This window comes from Candidatus Binatia bacterium (assembly GCA_036563615.1).
In the GTDB taxonomy this organism is placed as follows: domain Bacteria; phylum Desulfobacterota; class Binatia; order UBA12015; family UBA12015; genus DATCMB01.
The window spans coordinates 406,154-424,950 of record DATCMB010000023.1 but is presented as its reverse complement, the minus strand read 5'-3'; the positions used below and the strand labels follow the sequence as shown (position 1 = coordinate 424,950).

At 71.9% G+C, this 18,797-nt stretch carries 16 protein-coding genes; 9 read left to right on the top strand and 7 right to left on the bottom strand.

The features are described 5' to 3' along the window. Window positions 1-70: 70 nt before the first annotated feature. From VIS07_23020 to VIS07_23005, 4 genes are all read right to left on the bottom strand, one after another. Window positions 71-1,594, bottom strand: a complete 1,524-nt coding sequence (locus VIS07_23020; protein HEY8518395.1) for a hypothetical protein — start codon at window positions 1,592-1,594, stop codon at window positions 71-73. A 249-nt stretch (window positions 1,595-1,843) separates the two neighbouring features. Continuing rightward, complete coding sequence (locus VIS07_23015; protein ID HEY8518394.1) at window positions 1,844-2,638, bottom strand: enoyl-CoA hydratase-related protein; 795 nt, start codon at window positions 2,636-2,638, stop codon at window positions 1,844-1,846. 18 nt (window positions 2,639-2,656) lie between these two features. Next, on the bottom strand, window positions 2,657-4,558 hold the full coding sequence (locus tag VIS07_23010) for a sodium:proton antiporter (GenBank protein HEY8518393.1): 1,902 nt from the start codon (window positions 4,556-4,558) through the stop codon (window positions 2,657-2,659). A gap of 87 nt (window positions 4,559-4,645) precedes the next feature. Beyond that, window positions 4,646-6,403 carry a DUF5060 domain-containing protein gene (locus tag VIS07_23005; protein ID HEY8518392.1) on the bottom strand — a complete coding sequence of 586 codons (1,758 nt, stop codon included), beginning with the start codon at window positions 6,401-6,403 and terminating at the stop codon, window positions 4,646-4,648. Between the two features lie 123 nt (window positions 6,404-6,526). Here VIS07_23005 and VIS07_23000 point away from each other — a divergent pair, with 123 nt between their 5' ends. Further along, on the top strand, window positions 6,527-7,303 hold the full coding sequence (locus VIS07_23000) for a methyltransferase domain-containing protein (GenBank protein HEY8518391.1): 777 nt from the start codon (window positions 6,527-6,529) through the stop codon (window positions 7,301-7,303). Window positions 7,304-7,370: 67 nt separating this feature from the next. Here VIS07_23000 and VIS07_22995 read toward each other — a convergent pair whose 3' ends face one another. Then, a complete protein-coding gene (locus VIS07_22995) occupies window positions 7,371-8,435 on the bottom strand; it encodes a 1,4-beta-xylanase (GenBank protein ID HEY8518390.1) in 1,065 nt (354 codons plus the stop codon). A 36-nt stretch (window positions 8,436-8,471) separates the two neighbouring features. On the opposite strand from VIS07_22995, the gene VIS07_22990 reads away from it, so the two are divergent. From VIS07_22990 to VIS07_22965, 6 genes are all read left to right on the top strand, one after another. Next, window positions 8,472-8,624 carry a hypothetical protein gene (locus tag VIS07_22990; protein HEY8518389.1) on the top strand — a complete coding sequence of 51 codons (153 nt, stop codon included), beginning with the start codon at window positions 8,472-8,474 and terminating at the stop codon, window positions 8,622-8,624. Between the two features lie 182 nt (window positions 8,625-8,806). Continuing rightward, entirely contained in the window at window positions 8,807-8,932 is a 126-nt protein-coding gene (locus tag VIS07_22985; protein ID HEY8518388.1) for a hypothetical protein, read from the top strand. 264 nt (window positions 8,933-9,196) lie between these two features. Further along, a complete protein-coding gene (locus VIS07_22980; protein HEY8518387.1) occupies window positions 9,197-9,583 on the top strand; it encodes a hypothetical protein in 387 nt (128 codons plus the stop codon). A 196-nt stretch (window positions 9,584-9,779) separates the two neighbouring features. Continuing rightward, window positions 9,780-10,160: a hypothetical protein gene (locus tag VIS07_22975; GenBank protein ID HEY8518386.1), complete on the top strand. Its 381-nt coding sequence runs from the start codon at window positions 9,780-9,782 to the stop codon at window positions 10,158-10,160. A 105-nt stretch (window positions 10,161-10,265) separates the two neighbouring features. Continuing rightward, window positions 10,266-11,759, top strand: a complete 1,494-nt coding sequence (locus tag VIS07_22970; GenBank protein HEY8518385.1) for an ATP-binding protein — start codon at window positions 10,266-10,268, stop codon at window positions 11,757-11,759. Window positions 11,760-12,101: 342 nt separating this feature from the next. Then, the gene (locus VIS07_22965; GenBank protein HEY8518384.1) at window positions 12,102-12,671 is read left to right on the top strand and encodes a hypothetical protein; all 570 of its coding nucleotides are present in this window, start codon (window positions 12,102-12,104) and stop codon (window positions 12,669-12,671) included. 9 nt (window positions 12,672-12,680) lie between these two features. On the opposite strand, the gene VIS07_22960 is transcribed toward VIS07_22965, so the two are convergent. Then, window positions 12,681-14,789, bottom strand: coding sequence for a CSLREA domain-containing protein (locus VIS07_22960; protein ID HEY8518383.1), 2,109 nt, complete (start codon window positions 14,787-14,789; stop codon window positions 12,681-12,683). Between the two features lie 73 nt (window positions 14,790-14,862). Beyond that, window positions 14,863-16,083, bottom strand: coding sequence for an FAD-dependent oxidoreductase (locus VIS07_22955; protein HEY8518382.1), 1,221 nt, complete (start codon window positions 16,081-16,083; stop codon window positions 14,863-14,865). A gap of 95 nt (window positions 16,084-16,178) precedes the next feature. Here VIS07_22955 and VIS07_22950 point away from each other — a divergent pair, with 95 nt between their 5' ends. Next, window positions 16,179-17,564 (top strand): hypothetical protein, encoded by a 1,386-nt coding sequence (locus tag VIS07_22950; protein ID HEY8518381.1) that lies wholly within the window; start codon window positions 16,179-16,181, stop codon window positions 17,562-17,564. Beyond that, entirely contained in the window at window positions 17,561-18,769 is a 1,209-nt protein-coding gene (locus tag VIS07_22945) for a hypothetical protein (protein HEY8518380.1), read from the top strand. The genes VIS07_22950 and VIS07_22945 overlap by 4 nt, the downstream gene beginning before the upstream one ends. Window positions 18,770-18,797: the final 28 nt, after the last annotated feature.

Below are 18,797 nucleotides of genomic sequence, written 5' to 3'. Positions count from 1 at the left end.
ACGGCCGGTCGCGGCCGCGCAACGCGCGTTATCGGAGGCAGCGCGCCTCAGGTTCGGACGCGAGCGCCTTTCAAGGCTCGAACGGCGGCGCCAGCAGGAGCACCGTCTGGCTCGGATCGCGGGTCGCGATGATCAGCAGGTTCGCCTGGTCGTCGAAGCCCGCGATCTCGAAGTCCGACAGCGTCCCGATGTCGCCCGGGCGCGCGCTCGACACGGGCGCCAGGTAGGTGCCGTCGGAGAGCCGGACGACGACCCGCACCTCCTCGATGATCGTGGTCAGGCCGTCGATGCGGCCGAGCTCGGCGACGAACGCGACGTCGCCGCGACGGTTGATGCGCTGCGCCTCGAAGCGGACCAGCGTCTTGTCGGTGCCGGGCAGCGGCGCGTGCTCGGTCGCGACGTCGATCGACGTGAAGCCGTCGTTGAGCCGCAGCGTCTTCGGCGCGTCGTTGTCGCCCGACTCGCCGATGCGTGCGATGTAGAGCGCGCGCCCCTGCTCGTCCATGCCGACGGCGCGCAGGTCGACGATCTCGCCGCCCGGCGCCGCGGTGCGCTCGCGGTCGAGCACCCGGAAGTCGTTGCCCGACAGGATGCCGATCACCGTCGGACGGCTCGGACCCGGGTCGCTCGCGAGCGTCGTCGTCAAGAGCAGATCCTCGTCCGAGGTCGCGGCCGCGACCTGCGGGCGGATCAGTCGCCCGATGTCGCCGAGCGACTCGTTCGCGGTCAGCACCGTGTCGAGCTCGCCCGCGGCGTAGCGCACGAGCGTCGGCGCCTGACCGGAGCCGGGGATCGAGAAGAAGGTGACGCCGATGTCGGTCACCGCGACCTGCGGCTGCGTCGGGCTGATCCCCTCGAGCGTGATGGCGTCGTCGCGTACCTCGGTGACGACGCCGTCTTGCGCGACGAACAGCTTGATGTCGCACAGCGTGCGCGGGTTCGCGCCCGAGGTGTCGGTCTCGCACTCGTCGCCGCCGCCGATGAAGCCGATCGTGCCGGTGAGCCCGAAGGCGAGGTCGCCGAGGATGCGGAAGGTCGGGAAGACCGGCCCCGGCGGTGCGCCGGCGAGACCCTGCACGGCGCCGTCCTTCACGAAGTACAGCCGGTCGGTGTCGAGGCCGTCACCGGACTCGAAGATCGACGTGCCGTCCTCGAGCAGGCGCACGCGCGACAGCGTCCGCATGTCGGCGCCCTCGGGCGGCGAGTCCGGCGTCACGACCGGCGTGAAGTCGCCGTCCGCGCCGCCGAGCAGCACCGCGCGCCCGCCGTTCGCGTTGCGCACCGTGACGATCGCGCCGATCGCGCCGGAGTTGTTGAAGCCCGCGTCCTCGATGTCGGACACCGTGAGCCCGGCGACGGTCTCGCCCTCGGCGAGCAGCAGCTTCACGCGCTCGGGGTTCGGCGTCGGGACCGGCGTGGGCGCGAGGCTCGGACGCGGCGTCGGGCTCGTGCCCGGCGGCGGCGTCGGACCACCGCCACCCCCACCGCCGTTGCCGCCCCCGCCGCCACCGCAGGCGGCGAGCAGCAGCAGCGCGCCCAGCGCCACGCGCAGCGGGCGCTCCAAGACGAAGCGAAGCGATCGCGAGTCGTGCACGAAGAGCTCTCCTTCGTTGGATTCCGGAGCGGGTGGGTCGAGGGGCGGGGGGACGTGGGACCGTCGGCGAGCATAGCGTCTCGCACGCGGCCTGCGGTAGAGCAAATTTTCGCGCGCGCCGTGGCGGTCGCGATGGTCGCGAACGGCGCGTCGTGACGGGCGATCCCCGCATGGACGGTCGCGGAGCGGGCCGTCGCCGGCGCGGACGGTCGTGGAGCGGACGCTCGCCGACGCGACCACCCGCCGCGCTCAGCGTCCCTTGAAGCTCGGCGGCCGGCGCTCGAAGTACGCCTTCATCGCCTCGCCGAAGTCCTGCGAGCGGAACAGCGTCAAGAGCTGCATCAGGACGTGGTGCGAGTGCGACTCGAAGTCCTGCGTCAAGCCATGACGGAAGAGCCGCTTCATCGCCGCGATCGCGAGCGGCGCGTTGGCGGCGATCTTCTCCGCCCAGCGGGTCGTCTCGGCCTCGAGCTCCGCCGCCGGCACCACCGCGTTGACCACGCCCATCGCGAGCGCGCGCTCGGCGGGCAGATCGTCGGCGAGGAACGCGATCTCGCAGGCGCGCGCCCAGCCGACGAGCCGCGGCAGGTACCACGTGCCGCCGCTCTCCGGGACGATGCCGCGCTTCGCGAAGCCCGGGACGAGCTTCGCCGTGTCGCTCATCAGCCGCATGTCGCAGCCCAGCGCGAGGTCGAAGCCGTAGCCCGCGGCGGCGCCGTTGATCGCGCACAGGACCGGGGTGTCGATCTCGTGCAGCACCGTCGTCGGCAGGTGACGCGTGCTCATGTGCGACACGCCGCCACCGCCGCCGAGCGCGCCCGCGATGCCCTTGCCCTCGGCGGTGTCCTTGAGATCGAGGCCGCTGCAGAAGCCGCGCCCCGCGCCGGTCAGGATGATGACGCGGATCTCGCGGTCGCGGTCGGCGTCCTCGAGCGCATTGCTGAGCGCCTCGAGCATCTCGACGCTGATCGCGTTCAGGCGGTCGGGGCGGTTCAGCGTGATGCGCGCGATGTGGCCGGTCTTCTCGTACAGCAGGTCGGGCATGCGATCCCCCTACGCGAGTCAGGCGCCGCGCGCCAGGCTCGGCTCCGCCTCGGCCTCGTCGGCGGCGCTCGCACGTCCCTGCGATGCCGCCGACGTCTCGCCGCGCTCCTGCGCTTCGTCGCGCGGCGAGGCGACCGCGGCGAGCACCAGGCTCACCACCACGTCGCCCGGCTGCGGCTCGGCGAGGCCCTCGACCGTGGCGACCTGCAGCTTGCCGTCGGGCTTGAGCACGAACAGCGGCAGCAGCGTGCCGGCGTTTCGCGCCTGGAAGGCGGCGAAGTCGAACTCGGCGGTGAGCGGCGTCTTCTTGACGGTGGGCTGCGGACCCGCGAGCGCGCTGAGCGCGCGGTGCGTGTGCTCCTGGCCGAACAGGAAGCGGCCGCGGTGCTCGGCCGGCACCGCCTCGTGCCGACCTTCCTTCCGCGGCGCGAAGGGAAGCTGGTAGATCTCCTGGCGACCGAAGTCCTCGGCGTAGCGCATGCAGGCGAGCGAGTTGACCTCGTCGTTCGAGGTGACGGCGAGCATGCGGCCGAGCCCGCTGTAGTCGATCGCCTCGCGCGTCTCCTCGGCGAGCGCGCTGCCGTAGAGGCACGGCAGACCGGACATGCGGCAGTCGCGGATGTTCTCGAAGTGCGTGTCGACGAGGAACACCGGGATCTGCTCGTCGTGCAGCGCGCTCGCCACCGCGCGCACCCACGGATCGGCGCCGACGAACAGGACACCCTGCGGGTTCGCCTGCGCGAGCCCGAGCCGGCGCGCGAGCACGCCGGCGAGCGAGCCGTAGAGCAGCACGGTGACGAAGACGACGAGGAAGGTGACCGGCACGATCGCGAGCGCGCCGGCGTAGCCGAGCGAGACCAGGCTCAGCGCGAACACCGACGAGATCGCGGCGGCGACGATGCCGCGCGGCGCCATGCAGCAGAGAAACGCGCGCTCCTGCCAGGTGAGCGTCGAGCGCCAGGTCGAGAGCAGCACGCCCGCCGGACGCGCGATCAGGATCAGCACCGCGACGAACGCGAAGCTCGCCCAGCCGAGCTCGGCGAGCGCTTCCGGACGAAGCCGCGCGCCGAGCACCACGAACAGCCCGGAGACGAGCAGCACCGTCAAGCTCTCCTTGAACTCGACGACGTGCCGGATCGAGACCCGCGTCTGGTTCGCGAGCACGATGCCCATCACCGTCACCGCGAGCAGCCCGGACTCCTCCTGCAGGACGTTCGCCGTCGTGAAGGCGGCGATCATGAGCATCAGCGACACCGGGTTGTGCAGCGTGTCCGGCACCCAGTAGCGCGACAGCACGACGATCAGGATCGCCGCCGCGACCCCGCCGATCGCGACGCCGATCACGAGCGTCGAGGCGAGCTCGATGGTTGCGCGACCGAAGCCCTCGCCGACGTCCGCCTGCACGACGGTGAAGGCGAGCACCGCGAGCGTCGCGCCGATCGGATCGATGATGATGCCTTCCCACTTGAGCAGCGCGCCGACCTTGCCGCGCAGCCGCAGGTGGCGCAGCATCGGACCGATCACGGTCGGACCGGTCACGACGAGGATCGCGCCGAGCAGCGACGCGACCGCCCACTCGAGCCCGAGCAGCCAGCGCGCCGCGAGCGCGCCCGTGACCCACGACACCGCGACGCCGACCGTCACCAGCAGGAAGAACGCGCGCCCGACGTCGCGCAGCTCGCGCAGCTTCAGGTTGAGGCCGCCCTCGTAGAGGATCACCGCGACCGACAGCGAGACCAGCGGCAGCAGCAGCTCACCGAACAGCTCGTCGGGGTCGAGCCAGCCGAGCACGGGGCCCGCGACGAGGCCGCTCGCGAGCAGCAGCAGGATCGACGGCATCCTGAGACGCCACGCGATCCACTGCGCGGTGATCCCCAGGACGAGGATCGCGGCGAGCGAGATCAAGGTGTGGTGCGACAACGTCGTCCCCCGGCGCGCAGCGCCGACTCTCGATCCTACATGCTGCGGCGGCGCTGCAAAGAGGCGCGCCGCGCGCGGGACGCGACGCTAGCGGTGCAGGTTCTTCGCCGGACAGCGTCCCGCGAGCAGCGCGATGTCGCGCGAGAACGGCGGCACCGGAACGGTCCCGTTCAGCTTGACGGTGTCGAGCCAGGCGCCGGTCCAGGTGTCGTACCACTGCCCGCACCAGCGCCCCTCGACCTGCAGGGTCGCGTCGCCGATCTCGACCGCCTGCGGCGCGTTCCACTGGAACGCGTCGTCCTTGATCCAGAGCAGGAGCCGCGTGCGTCCGCGCAGGCCGTACGCTACGACCGGGCGACTCTGCGACTGCACCGTCGCCGTCGCGGGAGCGAAGCGCTCGCGGTCCCAGCGCAGCCCTTCGACGAAGCGCGCGACCGCGCCGAACATCGGGTAGTAGCGATCGGGCTCCTGGGCGATCAGGTTGTCCCACCACCAGGTCATGCCGGTGCCGATGCCGCCGGAGACGACGCCCGCCCAGAGCGCGTCGTGAATGCCGATCCCCTCAGGATCGGCCTCGCGCGTCTGCGGCGCGCCGCGCGCGTCGACGCCGATCTCGGCGAACAGGACCGGCTTGCCGGTCACGCCCATCCGCTCGCGCGTCCACGTGGTCACGGTCTGACCGATGTTGGCGAACGGCGGGAACTGGTCGGCGTAGAAGTGGATCTGCGTGAAGTCGAGGCCGCCGTCGAGCCAAACGTTGCGGTCGTTCCAGTAGAGGGCGTGGCTCGAGGTCACGAGGTGATCGTACGGATCGAGCGCGCGCAGCAGCGCGGCCATGTCGGCGTGCCACTGCGTGATCGCGGGCGAGCGGTAGCCGTCGGTGAGGTCGACCTCGTTCCACAGCTCCCACGAGTGGACGTGCGTCGACCAGCCCCAGCGCGCGACGACGTAGCGCAGGCGGCGCTCGAACAGCTTCCGCGCCGTCGGGTCGGTGAAGAACTCGTCCGCCGTCGCGAGCGGTCCGCCGTTCGCGGCGTTGTACGGGTTGCTCGCCCAGTTGCCGTTGAACAGCGTCGCGAACGCGCCGTGGTTGATCAGCGACACCATGACGTAGATGCCGCGGCGCTCGGCCTCCTCGAGCACGTGGTCGAGCTGCCACGCGCGGCCGAGGCGGTTCGTGTAGTCGCCGAGCGGCGTGTCGTTCCACTCGAGCCCGAAGGACCACGGCGCCATCCAGATGCGCGCGAAGTTCGCGCCCTGCTCCGCAAGGCGCGCGAACCAGTCGTCGTAGGCGAAGGTGCCACGGGAGTCGTACCAGCCGGTGTTCTCGCCGACCGCGAAGTACGGCGAGCGGTCGTCGAACGCGAGGTGGCGTCGGTCGCGTCGGCTGATGCGCAGAAAACCGCGGCCCTTCGCCGGCTTCACCTGCAGGATCTCGAACGGCGTCGTCGTGGTCGCGCCGCCCTGACGCACGACCCAGCGCCAGCGCCAGCGGCCCGGGCGGGTCGGCGTGAAGCGCACGCGGAAGTGCGGCTCGCCGACCGGCGTCAAGCGCTCGTTGCCGTTCGGCCGCAGCTCGCGCTCGTAGTCCTGGTACCAGAAGCCGAGGACCTCGAAGAGCTTGCCGCCCGGCGACACGAATTCGGCGCGCACGTCGATCTCGTCGGGATCGAACGGGTTGGTCGGCGGGACGGGCGGCACCCAGGACGCCTCGAAGCGCGCCCAGCGCTGTACGGTCGGCGGTGCGGCGTCCGACGCCGGAGCGCCGCAGACGACGGCGAGGACGAGCGCGCCGAGAGCGAGCGTGGCGAGGCGCACGTGGCGGAGAAACGACACGGCAAGCACGTGCCCCTCCTGACACGCCGGACGCGGAGCCGGCAAGCACGTTCTGCGGCGGCGGACCGTGACGAGCGCGCACGCCGCGCCGCGCGCTCAACGCGCGGACGAATTTCGGCTATGAGCGCGCTCATGACCGAGTGGGATGCCGGCGCCTATCATCGCGAGTCGACGCTGCAGAGCTGGCTCGCCGCACAGAGCCTCGCAGCGCTCACGCTCGCGGGCGACGATCGCGTGCTCGACGTCGGCTGCGGCGACGGCAAGGTGACGGTCCAGATCGCCCGCCGCCTGCCGCGCGGTCGGCTCCTCGGCATCGACCCCTCGCACCACATGATCGATTACGCGCACCGGCATCTGTCGGCGCCGAACCTCGCCTTCGCGGTCGCGGACGTCCGCGCCCTGCCCTGCCGCGGCGCGTTCGACCTCGTCGTGTCGTTCAACGCGCTGCACTGGGTGCCGGAGCAGCAGCGCGCGCTCGAGAGCGTGCGCGAGGCGCTCGCGCCCGGCGGCCGGACCTTCCTGCAGATGGTGCCGCGCGGCGAGCGTCGTGCGCTCGAGGCGGTGATCGAGGACACGCGCTCGTCGCCGCGCTGGTCGCGGTGGTTCACGGACTTCCGCAAGCCGTTTCTCCACTTGACGCCGGACGAGTACGCCCAGGTCGCCACCGCGGCCGGGCTCACGGTCGAGCGCATCGACGTGCAGGCGCGCCGCTGGGACTTCGAGACCCGCGATGCCTTCGTGCGCTTCGCCGATGCGACCTTCGTCGAGTGGACCTGCATGCTGCCCGCCGAGCACCGCGACGCGTTCATCCACGACGTGCTCGACCGCTACGCGACGCTCGCCGAGCGTCCCGAGGACGCGAACGCGTTCCTGTTCTACCAGATGGAGGTCGTGCTGCGGCGTCCCTGACGCCGCGCGCGGCGCGCGTCAAGCATCAGCCCTGCTTCGCCGCTGCGCAGCGCGTGACGCGCGGCGCTCAGCCCGCGCGCGCCGTCGCGCACCAGCGGCGGAAGAGCGCGATCTCCTCCGCGTCGTACGGCGAGCCGTCCGGACGCAGCACGTCGTGGTGCCACGCGCCGTCGGCGTAGAACGGCTCGAAGCCCGGCCACGGCCGGTGCGTCTGCGTGCGGCCATTGACCAGCCCCCAGTGGAAGCAGCCGATGCGCCGCTCGGCGAACCACGGCAGGTGCGTCGCGACGCGCGAGCCGAGCCCGCGCGCGAGCCACTCGGTGCAGACGATCGGCCGGCCCTCGCGGCGCAGCACCTCGACCATCTGCTCGACGTGCTCGAGCGGCAGGTAGCTGTGGAAGCTCACGAAGTCCGAGAGCGCGACGAGCTCCGTCTCGCGCTCCTGCCAGACGAGGCTCCACACGCCGCTCGTGAGCGGCTGCTCGGGCGCCGCCGCGCGCGCCCACGCGAAGCAGCTGCGCGCGAGCTCCATGCTGTGCGGCCAGAGCGGATCGCTCGCGACCGCGGGGTCGCGCTCGGGCTCCGGCACGAGCGTCATGTCGTTGCCCGGCTCGTTGTAGAGGTCCCAGGCGACGATGCGTCGGTCGGCGCGGAAGTGCCCGACGACGTCGAGCACGTAGCGCTCGAGATCCGGCCAGCGGGCGCGGTCGCGCACCACCGCGCGGCCCGGGCTCGCGACCGCGCGCGAGTTGTGCACGCCGGGCAGCGGCTCCGGCTGCGGACCGAGGTGTGGCTCGCGCCCCGAGAAGCCGCAGTCGTCGAACAGACACAGCATCACGCGGATGCCGTGGCGTGACGCGACGCCGAGGAAGCGATCGATGCGGTCGCGCAGCCCCGTCGCGTCGTCCTCCCAGACGAGGAACTGCAGGTTCGTGCGCAGCGCGTTGAAGCCGACGTCCTGCGCCCAGCCGAGCTCCTGCTCGATGGTCGGAAGGTCGAAGGTGTCGGCCTGCCAGAGCTCCGTCCAGTTCACCGCGGTGCGCGGCAGGTAGTTGAAGCCCACCATCCAGGGCTCGCGCGCGTACCACTCGGAGACGCGCTCGACGCTCCAGCGCTCGTGCGCCGCCCTCACGCGCCGTGTCCCTCACGGAACGCCGGATGTCCCTTCATGACCACCAACGAGCCCGCTCGTCCGAAGCGACGGCGGGCGACAGAGGTAGCAAAGACCACGGAGAAGACCATGAAGACGAAGAGCAAGATCCTCGAGAAGATCGCAGCGACCGTGACCGCGCTGGTGCTCGCGCTCCGGCGGCGGCGGTAGCGGCCGACAGCGAGGGAATCCCCGGCATGATCATCGGCTTCCGCCAGAACGGCGAAGCATCCGACTACGTCGGGTGGACGAACGGCGTCGTGAGGGTCGACGTAGGCAACGGCGTCACGCGGCGATCCTAGTTCGGTCGCAGCATCTGCCCGAAGCGCGATCTCGCCATCCGCCAGCAGGAGATGCTCGCCGACGCCGTCGCGAGCCGGATGACGATCGTCCCGTACTACAAGATCGGCAACGGCAACATGCGCTGCCTGGTCGGGTTCACGCTGACGCGCGACTCCTTCCTCGAGGAGGTGCTGTGAGGCCGTAGGCGTCAAGCACCAATTCATCACGCGAAAGCCCGGGGGCGCCAACGCCTTCCGGGCTTTCTTCGTTCCGTACGCAGCCGACGAGACCGCTCGTCAGCCACGGCCCAGCACCCCGCATGCGCGACGCCCGAGCGCTCGCAAACGCGCTCACGCCGCATGTCCCCCGCGGGACACGAGATGTCCCGCCATCGAGGCCGGAAAGCCCGCGCCCCCGAAGGGCGCGGGGCAGCAGAGGACGCAAAGACCATGGAGAAGACCATGAACAAGAAGCACGACACCCTGAAGACGATCGCGGCGGCCGTCGTCGCGCTGGTGCTCGCGCTGCCGGCGGCGGCGCTCGCCGACAGCACCGGGAACCACGGCAAGCTCATCGGCGTCGAGCACGGCACCCCCAACTCGCTGTACGCCGCGATGCTGCGCGGCTCGATCTTCGTCGACGAGGGCAATGGCGTCGTCCGCGAGTACGGCTTCGGCGGCAGCCTGTGCAACTCGCGCGACCTCACCATCGAGGAGGAGCAGCTTCTCGTCGTCGCCATCTCGCAGCGGATGAGCATCATCCCGCGCTACCGGATCGGTGGCGGCAACACGCGCTGCCTCGTCGCCTTCACCCTGACCCGTCCGGCCCAGGCCGCGAAGATCCAGTGAGCTCGCCGAACAGACTCTGGTAGGCAGCAGCCGCGCGAAGCCCGGAGGGCGCAACCGCCCTCCGGGCTTTCGTTCGTGCAGCGATCGGCCGCTAGTTCCTCCGGGGGGGAGCGGACACCGACGCGCTTCCCAAGGTCAGCCCCGCACCTGCGAAGAGAGGGCGGGCATAGAGGCAGCGAAGGCCAAGGAGGAAACGATGGAGACGAGCAGCTTCTCGAAGGCGATCGCGGCGATCGTCGCCGCGCTGGTGCTCGCCCTGCCGGCAGCGGCGTCGGCCGACAGCACCGGAATTGCGGGCAAGATCATTGGCTTCCAGCACTTCGGCACAACCTCCGACGACGCCGGTATGGTGGCGGGCAAGATCTACGTCGACGAGCAAGGCTCCACGAGAGTCTACGCCTGGGGCGGGAGCCTGTGCGGTAGCCACCAGTTCGACGTCGACGAGCGGCAGCTCCTCGCCACCGCCATCTCGCACCGGATGAGCATCGTCCCGCGCTACAAGATCGGCAGCGGCAACACGCGCTGCCTGGTCGCGTTCACCCTGACGCGTCCGGCCTTCGTCGACCGAGTCCAGTAGGCTCGGCGACGAGCTTCGGACGCGCCGCATCGAACGAAGTCCTCGAGCCCGGAGGGCGCACGCGCCCTCCGGGCTTTCGTTTGCGTCCCGACCTGCCGCCAATTCGTGCGGGTGGAGCTCGCGGGCCGCACAGCCATCCCAATCGGCCAGACGCCGACGCCGTTCGTCGGACGCGACGCCGAGTGCCGCGTGCTCGCCGACGCCGTGCACGCCGCGTGCGCCGGCGCCGGTCGGCTCGTGCTGATCGCCGGCGAGCCCGGCATCGGCAAGACGACGCTCGTGCGCGAGGCGCTGCGACGCGTCGAGGCGGAGCGTCTCGCGCCGCGACCGGGAAGCGATCTCGGACGCGACGCCGACGAGCCGGTCGTCCTCTGGGGCCGCTGCGTCGAGGGCGAGGGAGCGCCGCCCTTCTGGCCGTGGACGCACGCGCTGCGCGGCTACGCGCTCGCCCACGACGCCGACGACCTCGAGGACGAGCTCGGCGTCCTCGGCGTTCCATCCTCGACCCTGCAGCCGCCAGAACGCAGCGTCCACCGCGAGATGAAGCCGCAGCTCCTGGTCCTCGACGTGCGGCACGAGCGCGACGCACGCGCGGCTCGCGGTCCGGCTCGCGCCGGGATCGTCCCACGACAGCACGCTCGCGAGCCGCAGCAGCGCAAGGGCCTGCCACGCGGCGTCGCCGTGCTCGACGCCCCACGTCGCGAGCCGACGGAAGGTGTCCGCCGCGGCGACGCGATCGCCGGCCGAGCGGTACGCGAGCCCGAGGTCGAGCAGCAGCTCCGGCCAGACCCGGTCCGCCTGCGCGCGCACGAGACGGCGCGCGAGCTCGCACGCGTGACGCAGGCGCGCGATCGCCTCCTGGCTCGCACAGCGCCGCACCTCCTCGGCCGCCGCGCGGCGCAGGCTCGCGATCGCTTCCGGCCACTCGTGCGCGTGCTCGTGGTGGTGCGCGCACGCGGCGGCGACGGCGTCGGGATCCGCGGCGTGCGCGCGCTCGAGCCAGGCCGCGAGGCGCGCGTGCGTCCGCAGCCGGCGCGCGTCCGGCACACGCCGCGCGAGCACCTCGGGATAGAGCGCGTGCGTGAAGCGATAGCGCGGCAGCGGCGTGCCGTCGGGCAGCGTCGCGACCGGCGCCGACGCGAGCATCGAGCCCTGCCGCGCGAGCTGGTCGCACAGCTCCTCGACTGCGGTGACCGGCAGCTCGAGCGCATCGGCGACCATCGCCGCCGCGAACTCGCGCCCGACGAGGCTCGCGGTCTCGAGTACGCGCTGGCCCTGCGCGTCGAGCCGCTGCACCTGCTGCTCGATGAGCTCGCCGAGCGTCGGCGGCACCGTGCGCGCGACGTGGTCGAGCGGCCGCGCGATTTCGCACGCCGGGTCGGGAAGATCGCGCCACGCTATCCGACGATTCGGATCACGAAGACCCTCTGCACCTGCGCGATCGAGCCGATCGGCCTCGTGGGACGGCTCGTCCAGATGCGACAGGCCGAGGGCGTCGTGCCGAGGATCAGGCTCGCCTGCGAGATCCCGACCTTCGATCCCGAAGGCACCATCACGTCCAGGCACTTCTGCTACGAGTTCGTGCCGCTCTGGAAGTGAGGAGAAGGCCATGCACGCCAGCTTCGGTCGCGCGCTGCCCTGAGCCGAGCGCCATGAGGACGGAGCGAGCATCTCCCTGGACTCCGTCGGTCGCGCTCGATCTCGCGCGGGAGCTGGTGCTCCTGCGCGAGGTCGAGAGCGCGGCGCGCGCGTTCTCCGCGCGCCGCGCGTCGGCCGGTGGGCACGGCGAGCGTCGGCTGCGGCTCGTCGTCGGCGGCCGTGCCGGACGCGAGCGTGCACGCTCGCGAGTGAGCGCGCGCGCGACGTGCTCGACTCGGTCCCGCCGCGTCGTGCTAGGCTCGGGCGTCCGCCGGTCGACGGCGGCGCAGGAGGGCTGCCGCCATGCTCGCAAAGCTGCTCGCGCGTGACCTCGCGATCGTCGCGCTCACGGCGCTGGTCTGGCACCTCGCGGCGGACGCGTCGGCGGTGCCGGGGCTGCGCGGCGACTTCGCGGGCGTCGTCGCCGGCCTCACGATCGGCGTGTGCGGCTACCTGCTGCACGAGTGGGGCCACCTGCTCGGCGCGCTCGCCGCAGGCAGCACCGTCCACCCGGCGCGCTCGCTCGCGTCGGGCTTCCTGTTCAGCTTCGACTCGCGCGCGAGCACGCGCCGTCAGTTCCTCGCGCTGTCGCTCGGCGGCTGGGTCGCGACGGCGCTCGCGCTGTGGTTCGTCTACGCGCAGCTGCCCTCCGACCTCTTCGCGTCGCGCGTCGCGCGCGGCGTCGTGGTCGCGAACGTGCTGCTGGTCGTGCTGATCGAGGTGCCGCTCGTCGCCTGGTCGCTCGTCACCGGGCGTGTGCCGCCGGTCGACAACCAGCGCGCGCCCGCGACCCGGAGCACGTCCGCCCAGAGCAGCTCCGCGACGCTTGCGACGCCGAGCGCGCCCGCGTCCGCGCCGCTGGGCGCGGACTGAGGCTCGCCGTCACGGACAGCCGCTGCCGGCGCCGACGTTCAAGCAGTCGTCGGGCGTGTTGCCGTCGAGCTGACCGCCGAACAGCTCGAGCTTGCCCTGGTTGGCGATGCCGCCGCCGGCGAGCGCCGCGCGGTTCTTGCGGATCAGGCTGTTGCGGATGCGCACGAAGCCCGCGTCGCCGTTCGCCGCGGCGTTGAGGATCGCGCCGCCGACGCCGCCGAACGGGATCGTCCCGCGCAGCCCGGCCTCGTTGAGACGCAGGGCGACGCCCTTCAGCGTGAGCGCGCTCCGCGGTGCGTTGTAGATCGCCGCGCCGACGCCGTCGGTGCGGTTGCCCTGGATCACGACGCTGTGCAGGGCGAGCGCGTCTGCGGCGTTGTGCAGCGCGCCGCCGAAGCCGACGTCGCAGCTCGCGCCGTCGCACTGCGAGCGGTTGTTCGCGAGCCGGCCACGCGTCATCTGGGCGTTCTCGCCGCGCACGACGAGGATCGGCTTGCTGCGACACTGCGCGCCGGCGCACGTGGTCGCGTTGGCGACGATTTCCGCGTCCTCGCTCGTCAGCCGCTTGCCGCCGTCGATCTCGAGCAGCGGCTCGAGGCTGCAGCCGCCGCCTTCGCAACGCAGCACGTTCTCTCTCACGCTCGCCACGTCGATCTCGACGCCCGTTGGCGCCTGCAGGTCGACGAGGTGCTGCACCGAGCAGCGCTCGCCGAGACAGCGCGCGTCGTTGGCGTCGATGGTGCTGCTGTGCACGATCGCGAAGAAGGTCTGCGACGCCAGCTCGACCACGTTGCGCACCCGGCAGTCCGCGCCGTGGCAGGACGTCTGGTTGCCGACGATCTCGGCGAACCGGAGGTAGCAACCGACGACGGCCTCGGCGTCGGCGATCTTGCCGACACTGCAGCCCGGACCGGTGCAGTCGAGCGCGCTCGCTTCGATCTCGAGGCCGTCGAGAAAGACCTCATCCGCCAGCACGTCGACGACGTCCCCGACGTTGCAGTCGGTGCCGGCGCACGTCGCGTTCGTGCCGACGACGTCGAGGTCCACTGCCGAAACGATCGCGGGGGCGCGCGCCTGAACGGCGTTGCGCGTCTCGCACCCGTCGCCCTCGCAGAGGAGGAACGAGTCGGCGAACGAGGCGATCGTGAAGAAGACTCTCGTCGCCTCGGCGTCGTAGAGCGAGCTCGCGCTGCACGACGCGCCGTCGCACTGCACGGTGTTTCGGTTCAAGCGCGTCCGATCGAGCTGCACCTCGCCGGCTCGCGCGACGACGATGCCACCGCTCGTGCAGCCGTCCGCGAAGCAGTACGACCTGTTGCTCGCGACCACGCTGCGATCGAGCACGAGCCTCGCGCCCGGCGTCTCTCGTTCATCGTGAACCACGATGGCCGCGGCGCCCGCGGTGCACCGTGGGTCGAGGCACTGCGAGCGGTTGCCACGGACGCGAGAGCGGACGAGCGTGACCGAGCCGCCGGCGGTCGAGCGGATCGCGGCGCCGTGGCGGGCGTCGCCGCACCCGTCGCCGCTGCAGTACGCGGTGTTGTTCTTGACGTGGACGGCGTCGAGCACCAGCGGACCGTCGCCGCCCACCTCGATCGCGCTCGCGCCGGTGGTGCAGCCTGCGCCGTCGCAGCCGACGTCACCGCGGACGATCGACAGCTTGCGGAGCGTGACGGCAACTCCGCCCAGACCCGCGGGATCGACGTGCAGCACGCGGTCGCCGTCGCCCACGAAGATGGGCTGGCCGTAGCCGGACGCGATTTTCGTCTTGCCAGGCCCCTTGCCCACGATCGCCACCGACTGCGTGACGTCGAGGTCGCCCTCCTCGTTCGCGTCGTCACCGCCCGCGCCGCGGGAGAGGAGGTACTTGCCGCGACGGAGCTGGATCACGTCGACGGTCGGCAGCGGGTCGCCGGCGACGCACTCGCCCGGCTTGGCGCCCGACGGCGCGTTGGCGTTCGCCGCCCGGACCGCCTCGCGGAGCGAGCAGCGCCCGTCGTCGGCGACGACGTCCGCCCGCTCGGTGACCACGATGGTCGCAGCGCTCGCGGGGAACGCCACGAACCACGACGAAGCGGCCACGAGGGCCGCGCACAGAACCGCTTTTCGAGCTTGCATGCCGTCTCCTCGCCGGAACCGCCGGTTTCGGCGAGATGACGAAACGAAGCTCCGCGTCGATTGCGCGACGGGCTCAGTTGCTCCAGTCGCCGCGCACGTGGCGCGCGAGCTCGAAGCGCTCGTCGGCCGACGCGGCGAGGAAGCGCTCGAGCTGGTCGAGCAGCCGCTCCGCCATCGCGAGCGTGCTGTCCATCGTCACGTACTTGTAGAGCCCGAGCCGGCCGAGCGGCACGAGCCCCGAGATCCGCGTCGCCTCGGCGAGGTAGCGGTAGAACTTCTCGTCCTCCCACCACACCGGGTACATGCGCACGCCGTCGTCGACGATCTCGCGCAGGACGACCGACGGCCCGGAGCGCTTCTCGCCCTGGTGGATCACGCCGAAGTCGGTCGTGCGGCACACCGGCGTCTCGGCCCACGGGGTGTAGAGCCAGGCGAACTGGACGCCGTCGGGCGCGCGGCCGAGCTCGGCGCGCTCCGGGTCGGGCGCGATCTCGGTCTCGACGCGGTAGCCGCGCCACTCGAGCGGCCCGAAGCGGTAGCCGAGCAGCGCGTCGATCGGCGCCGTCGCGACCACCAGGTCCGCGCGCAGCTCGCCGTCGTCGCACGTCACGACCACGTCGCGGCCGTCGCCCACGACGCTCGTCACGCGGCAGTCGTAGCGCACGTCGAAGCGCTCGAGGAGCTGGTCGAAGAGCGGGTTGAAGCCGCCGGTCGGGTAGTAGTGCGGCGCCTCGCTCGGCAGGCGGAAGTCGCCGGTCTCGGCGATGCGCTCGAGGCGGCGGAGCTTGCCCCACTCGGCCGGCATGTCGCACAGCCGACGCCCCCAGAACTTTCGATTGAAACCCTCGAAGGCGAGCTCGGTGAGCGTCGGCCCGACCGACGTGCGCAGGTACGCTTCGAGGTTCTCCTCGGACGGCGGCTCGCCGGCTGCGGCGATCTCGGCGAGCTCGCGCGCGACCTGCTCGCCGCACGACAGCTTGCCGACGCTCGCGCGATCGACCGGAAACGGAATCACCGGCCAGCCCGGACGCAGCCGCGTGCCCTGGTAGATGCGACGCTCCTCGAGCTTGAGAAACTGCCGGAGGAAGGGAAGGATGCGCGCCGTGCCTCGGAACACGCTCACGACGCGCGGTCCGTACTCGTACGGCAGACCTTCGCGGGTGTACGACGTCCGCAGCATCCCGCCGGGGACCTGATCCTGCTCGACGATCGTGATCTCGGCCCCCACGCGCTCGCGCAGCAGCCACGCCGTGCACGCCCCCGCAAACCCCGCTCCGATGACGATGGCTTTCACGCTTTCGCCTAAAATTCTGAAGCGCCCTTTCTGCGCGCCGTGACGTCGGGATGAGACTTCTACTCGTCGGAGCCCTGTCTTGGAACCCCGAGCGGGTGCGAAGCCTCGCCGAGCGCGGCCACGAGCTCTGGGGGCTGTGGACGCGCAGCATGGGCTGGGACCAGGGTCCGTATCCGGCGCTCGCCGACGTCGTGCGCACGATCTCGCTCGACGACGCCGCGCGCACGATTCGTGAAGAGCGCATCGACTGCGTCTACAGCCTGTTCCAGGTCTACGACGCGCGCCTGTGGGCGCCGCCCGCGGCCGGCGTCGAGCACGACGTGTGGACCGTGCTGCGCACGCTGCTCGCCGAGCGAGCGCGCGGCGCGTTCGACGTGCCGATCGTCCGCCACTGGGGCTTCGACGTGCAGAACCTCGATCCGGACGTGGCGCGCGCGCTCGACGGTCACGTGTTCTGCAACCGCGAGAAGCTCGTGTACTGGCAGACGGCGCGCGGCCGCGGCGGCTGCGGCCTCGACGTCTTCGACGGCTGCGAGGTGATCGACTTTCTCGACGGCGACCGCCCGAAGCTCGAGTTCATGAACGACCGCTTCGCCGAGCCGATCTCCGAGCGCACCGGCGACGGCGAGATCCACACGGTGTGCATCGGGCGGCCGTTCGGCGTCGACGTGCTTGCCGCCGCGCGGCGCGGGATCCACGTGCACGTCTACGGCAACGGCTTCGACGAGGTCTACCGCTCGATCTGCGACGACCTGGCGCCGCGCGACGCGCGCCGCCACGCGAAGCTGCTCGCCCGCTTCCTGCACGTGCACCCGTCGTTGCAGACGCGCGGGGCGTCGTGGGACGAGCTGCGCGCCGTCAAGTCGCGCTGGGTCGAGGAGTTCTCGCGCTACGACGCCGGGTGGTCGTACGTCGGAAGCCCGCTTCCGTGGCCCGGGCTCGACGACCGCGGCGCGATCCCGAACCGCCTCTCGACCTACGTCCTCGCGGGTCTGCCGGTGATCGCCGACCCGCGGCCCGGGTCGTACCGCTGGGAGGAGCTGCGCCGCCTCGGTATCGAGATTCCGTTGCTTGACGGCGACTACGACGCGCTGCGCGCGAGCCTCGAGCAGGAGGTGCGCACGCGCGCCAAGCGCGACGCGGCGCGCGCCGCCCGCGCCGCGTACTCGTTCGACGCCTCGATCGAGCCGCTGCTCGCCGTCTTCGAGCGCGCGCGGGCGGCGTACTACGCGCGTCCGCACGTCGAGCGGACGCGCTTTGCGCCGCCCGCCGCGCGCCGCCTGATCCACTTCGCGACCAGCCCGGACCCGAAGACGATGGTCGCGAGCCTGGTGCGCCGGCTCACGCCGTACGAGGAGCCGCTCGGGAAGCGCGTCGGCTCGGTGCTGCGCGGCGTCGCGGAGTACGGGCGCGCGGCGCTGCGGCCGTGGCGCGCGCGGCGCCTGGCGCGCGCGCTGAAGCCGTGGGTCGAGGGCGGATGAAGGTCGCGGTCCTCGAGCGCTTCGCCGATCCGTCGCGGCGCTGCGATCCGGCGCTGATCGGCGGCGACGGCGACGCGGCGACGACGTGGAACCTGCCCGGACCCTTCCACGAGCCGCTCTCGCTCGTGCGCCACCTGCCGCGCGCGGCGCTGCGCTGGCTCGACGGCACGGTGCCGCGCGCCGAGCGTCGCGCGCTGCTGCGCGCGTGCTGCCAGACGGGCGGCGCGCGTCTCGGCGCGCTCGCGCGCGCCCCGGAGCTGTGGGCCGCCGCGCGCGCGGGCGAGGTCGAGCGCATCGCCTGCTTCTCGAAGAAGCACTTCGCGCTCGCCCACTTCCTCGCCGAGCGCTTCGAGCTGCCGTGCGAGGAGACGCTCGCGAGCGGCACGCAGTACTTCGGCGAGTTCGCCTTCGAGCTGCTCGCGGTGATCCCCTACGCCTACTGGCTGCACTCGCAGGGCCGGCTCGAGCGCACGGCGTCGACGCCCGACACGCGCTGCCTCTACTACTTCTCGCCGCACCACGAGGAGCGTCCGACGCGGCGACGCTACGTGCCGATCACGGAGTACCCGATCGGCGAGCGCGGCCATCGCCTGCGCTACGACCTCAAGGCCTTCCCGCGGACGCTCGACGAGAGCCGCTGGCGGCCGCCGCCCTACGCCGAGGTCTACCGCGACGACCGCTTTCGCTGGGAGCGCGAGATCTGCGTCGTCGGCAACAAGGCGAGCGACGAGCGCTACCTGCGGCGCGGCTTCGCCGTCAATTACCTCGACGTCGAGCTGCTCCTCGAGCTGATCGGACGGCTGCGACGGCGCTTCCAGGTGATCTACGTCCGGCCGCGCGCCGCGGACATCGTCAACGACCACCAGCGGGTGCGCGAGATGGGCGACATCGAGACCATCAAGCATACATACCCGGACGTCGTGACGATCCAGGAGCTGCAGGCGCGACATCCGGAGCTGGGCTTCAACGAGCTGCAGCTGCGGCTGTTCGCCGGCTGTCGGCGCTTCGTCTCGGTGCTGGGCGGCGGTTCGTACCTCGCGAGCTACTTCGGCGGCACCAACGTGGTCTACGCGCGGCGCGGCTGGGAGGTCGCGTGCGGCGCGTACGAGCGCTGGTTTCACCGCTTCTCGGGAGCCCGCGTGCTCGCGGCCGCGACGCCGAGCGAGCTGCTCGCGGCCGTCGAGCGCGAGCTCCTCGCGCGCTGACGCGCCCGTCCGCTTGACTGTCGGCGCC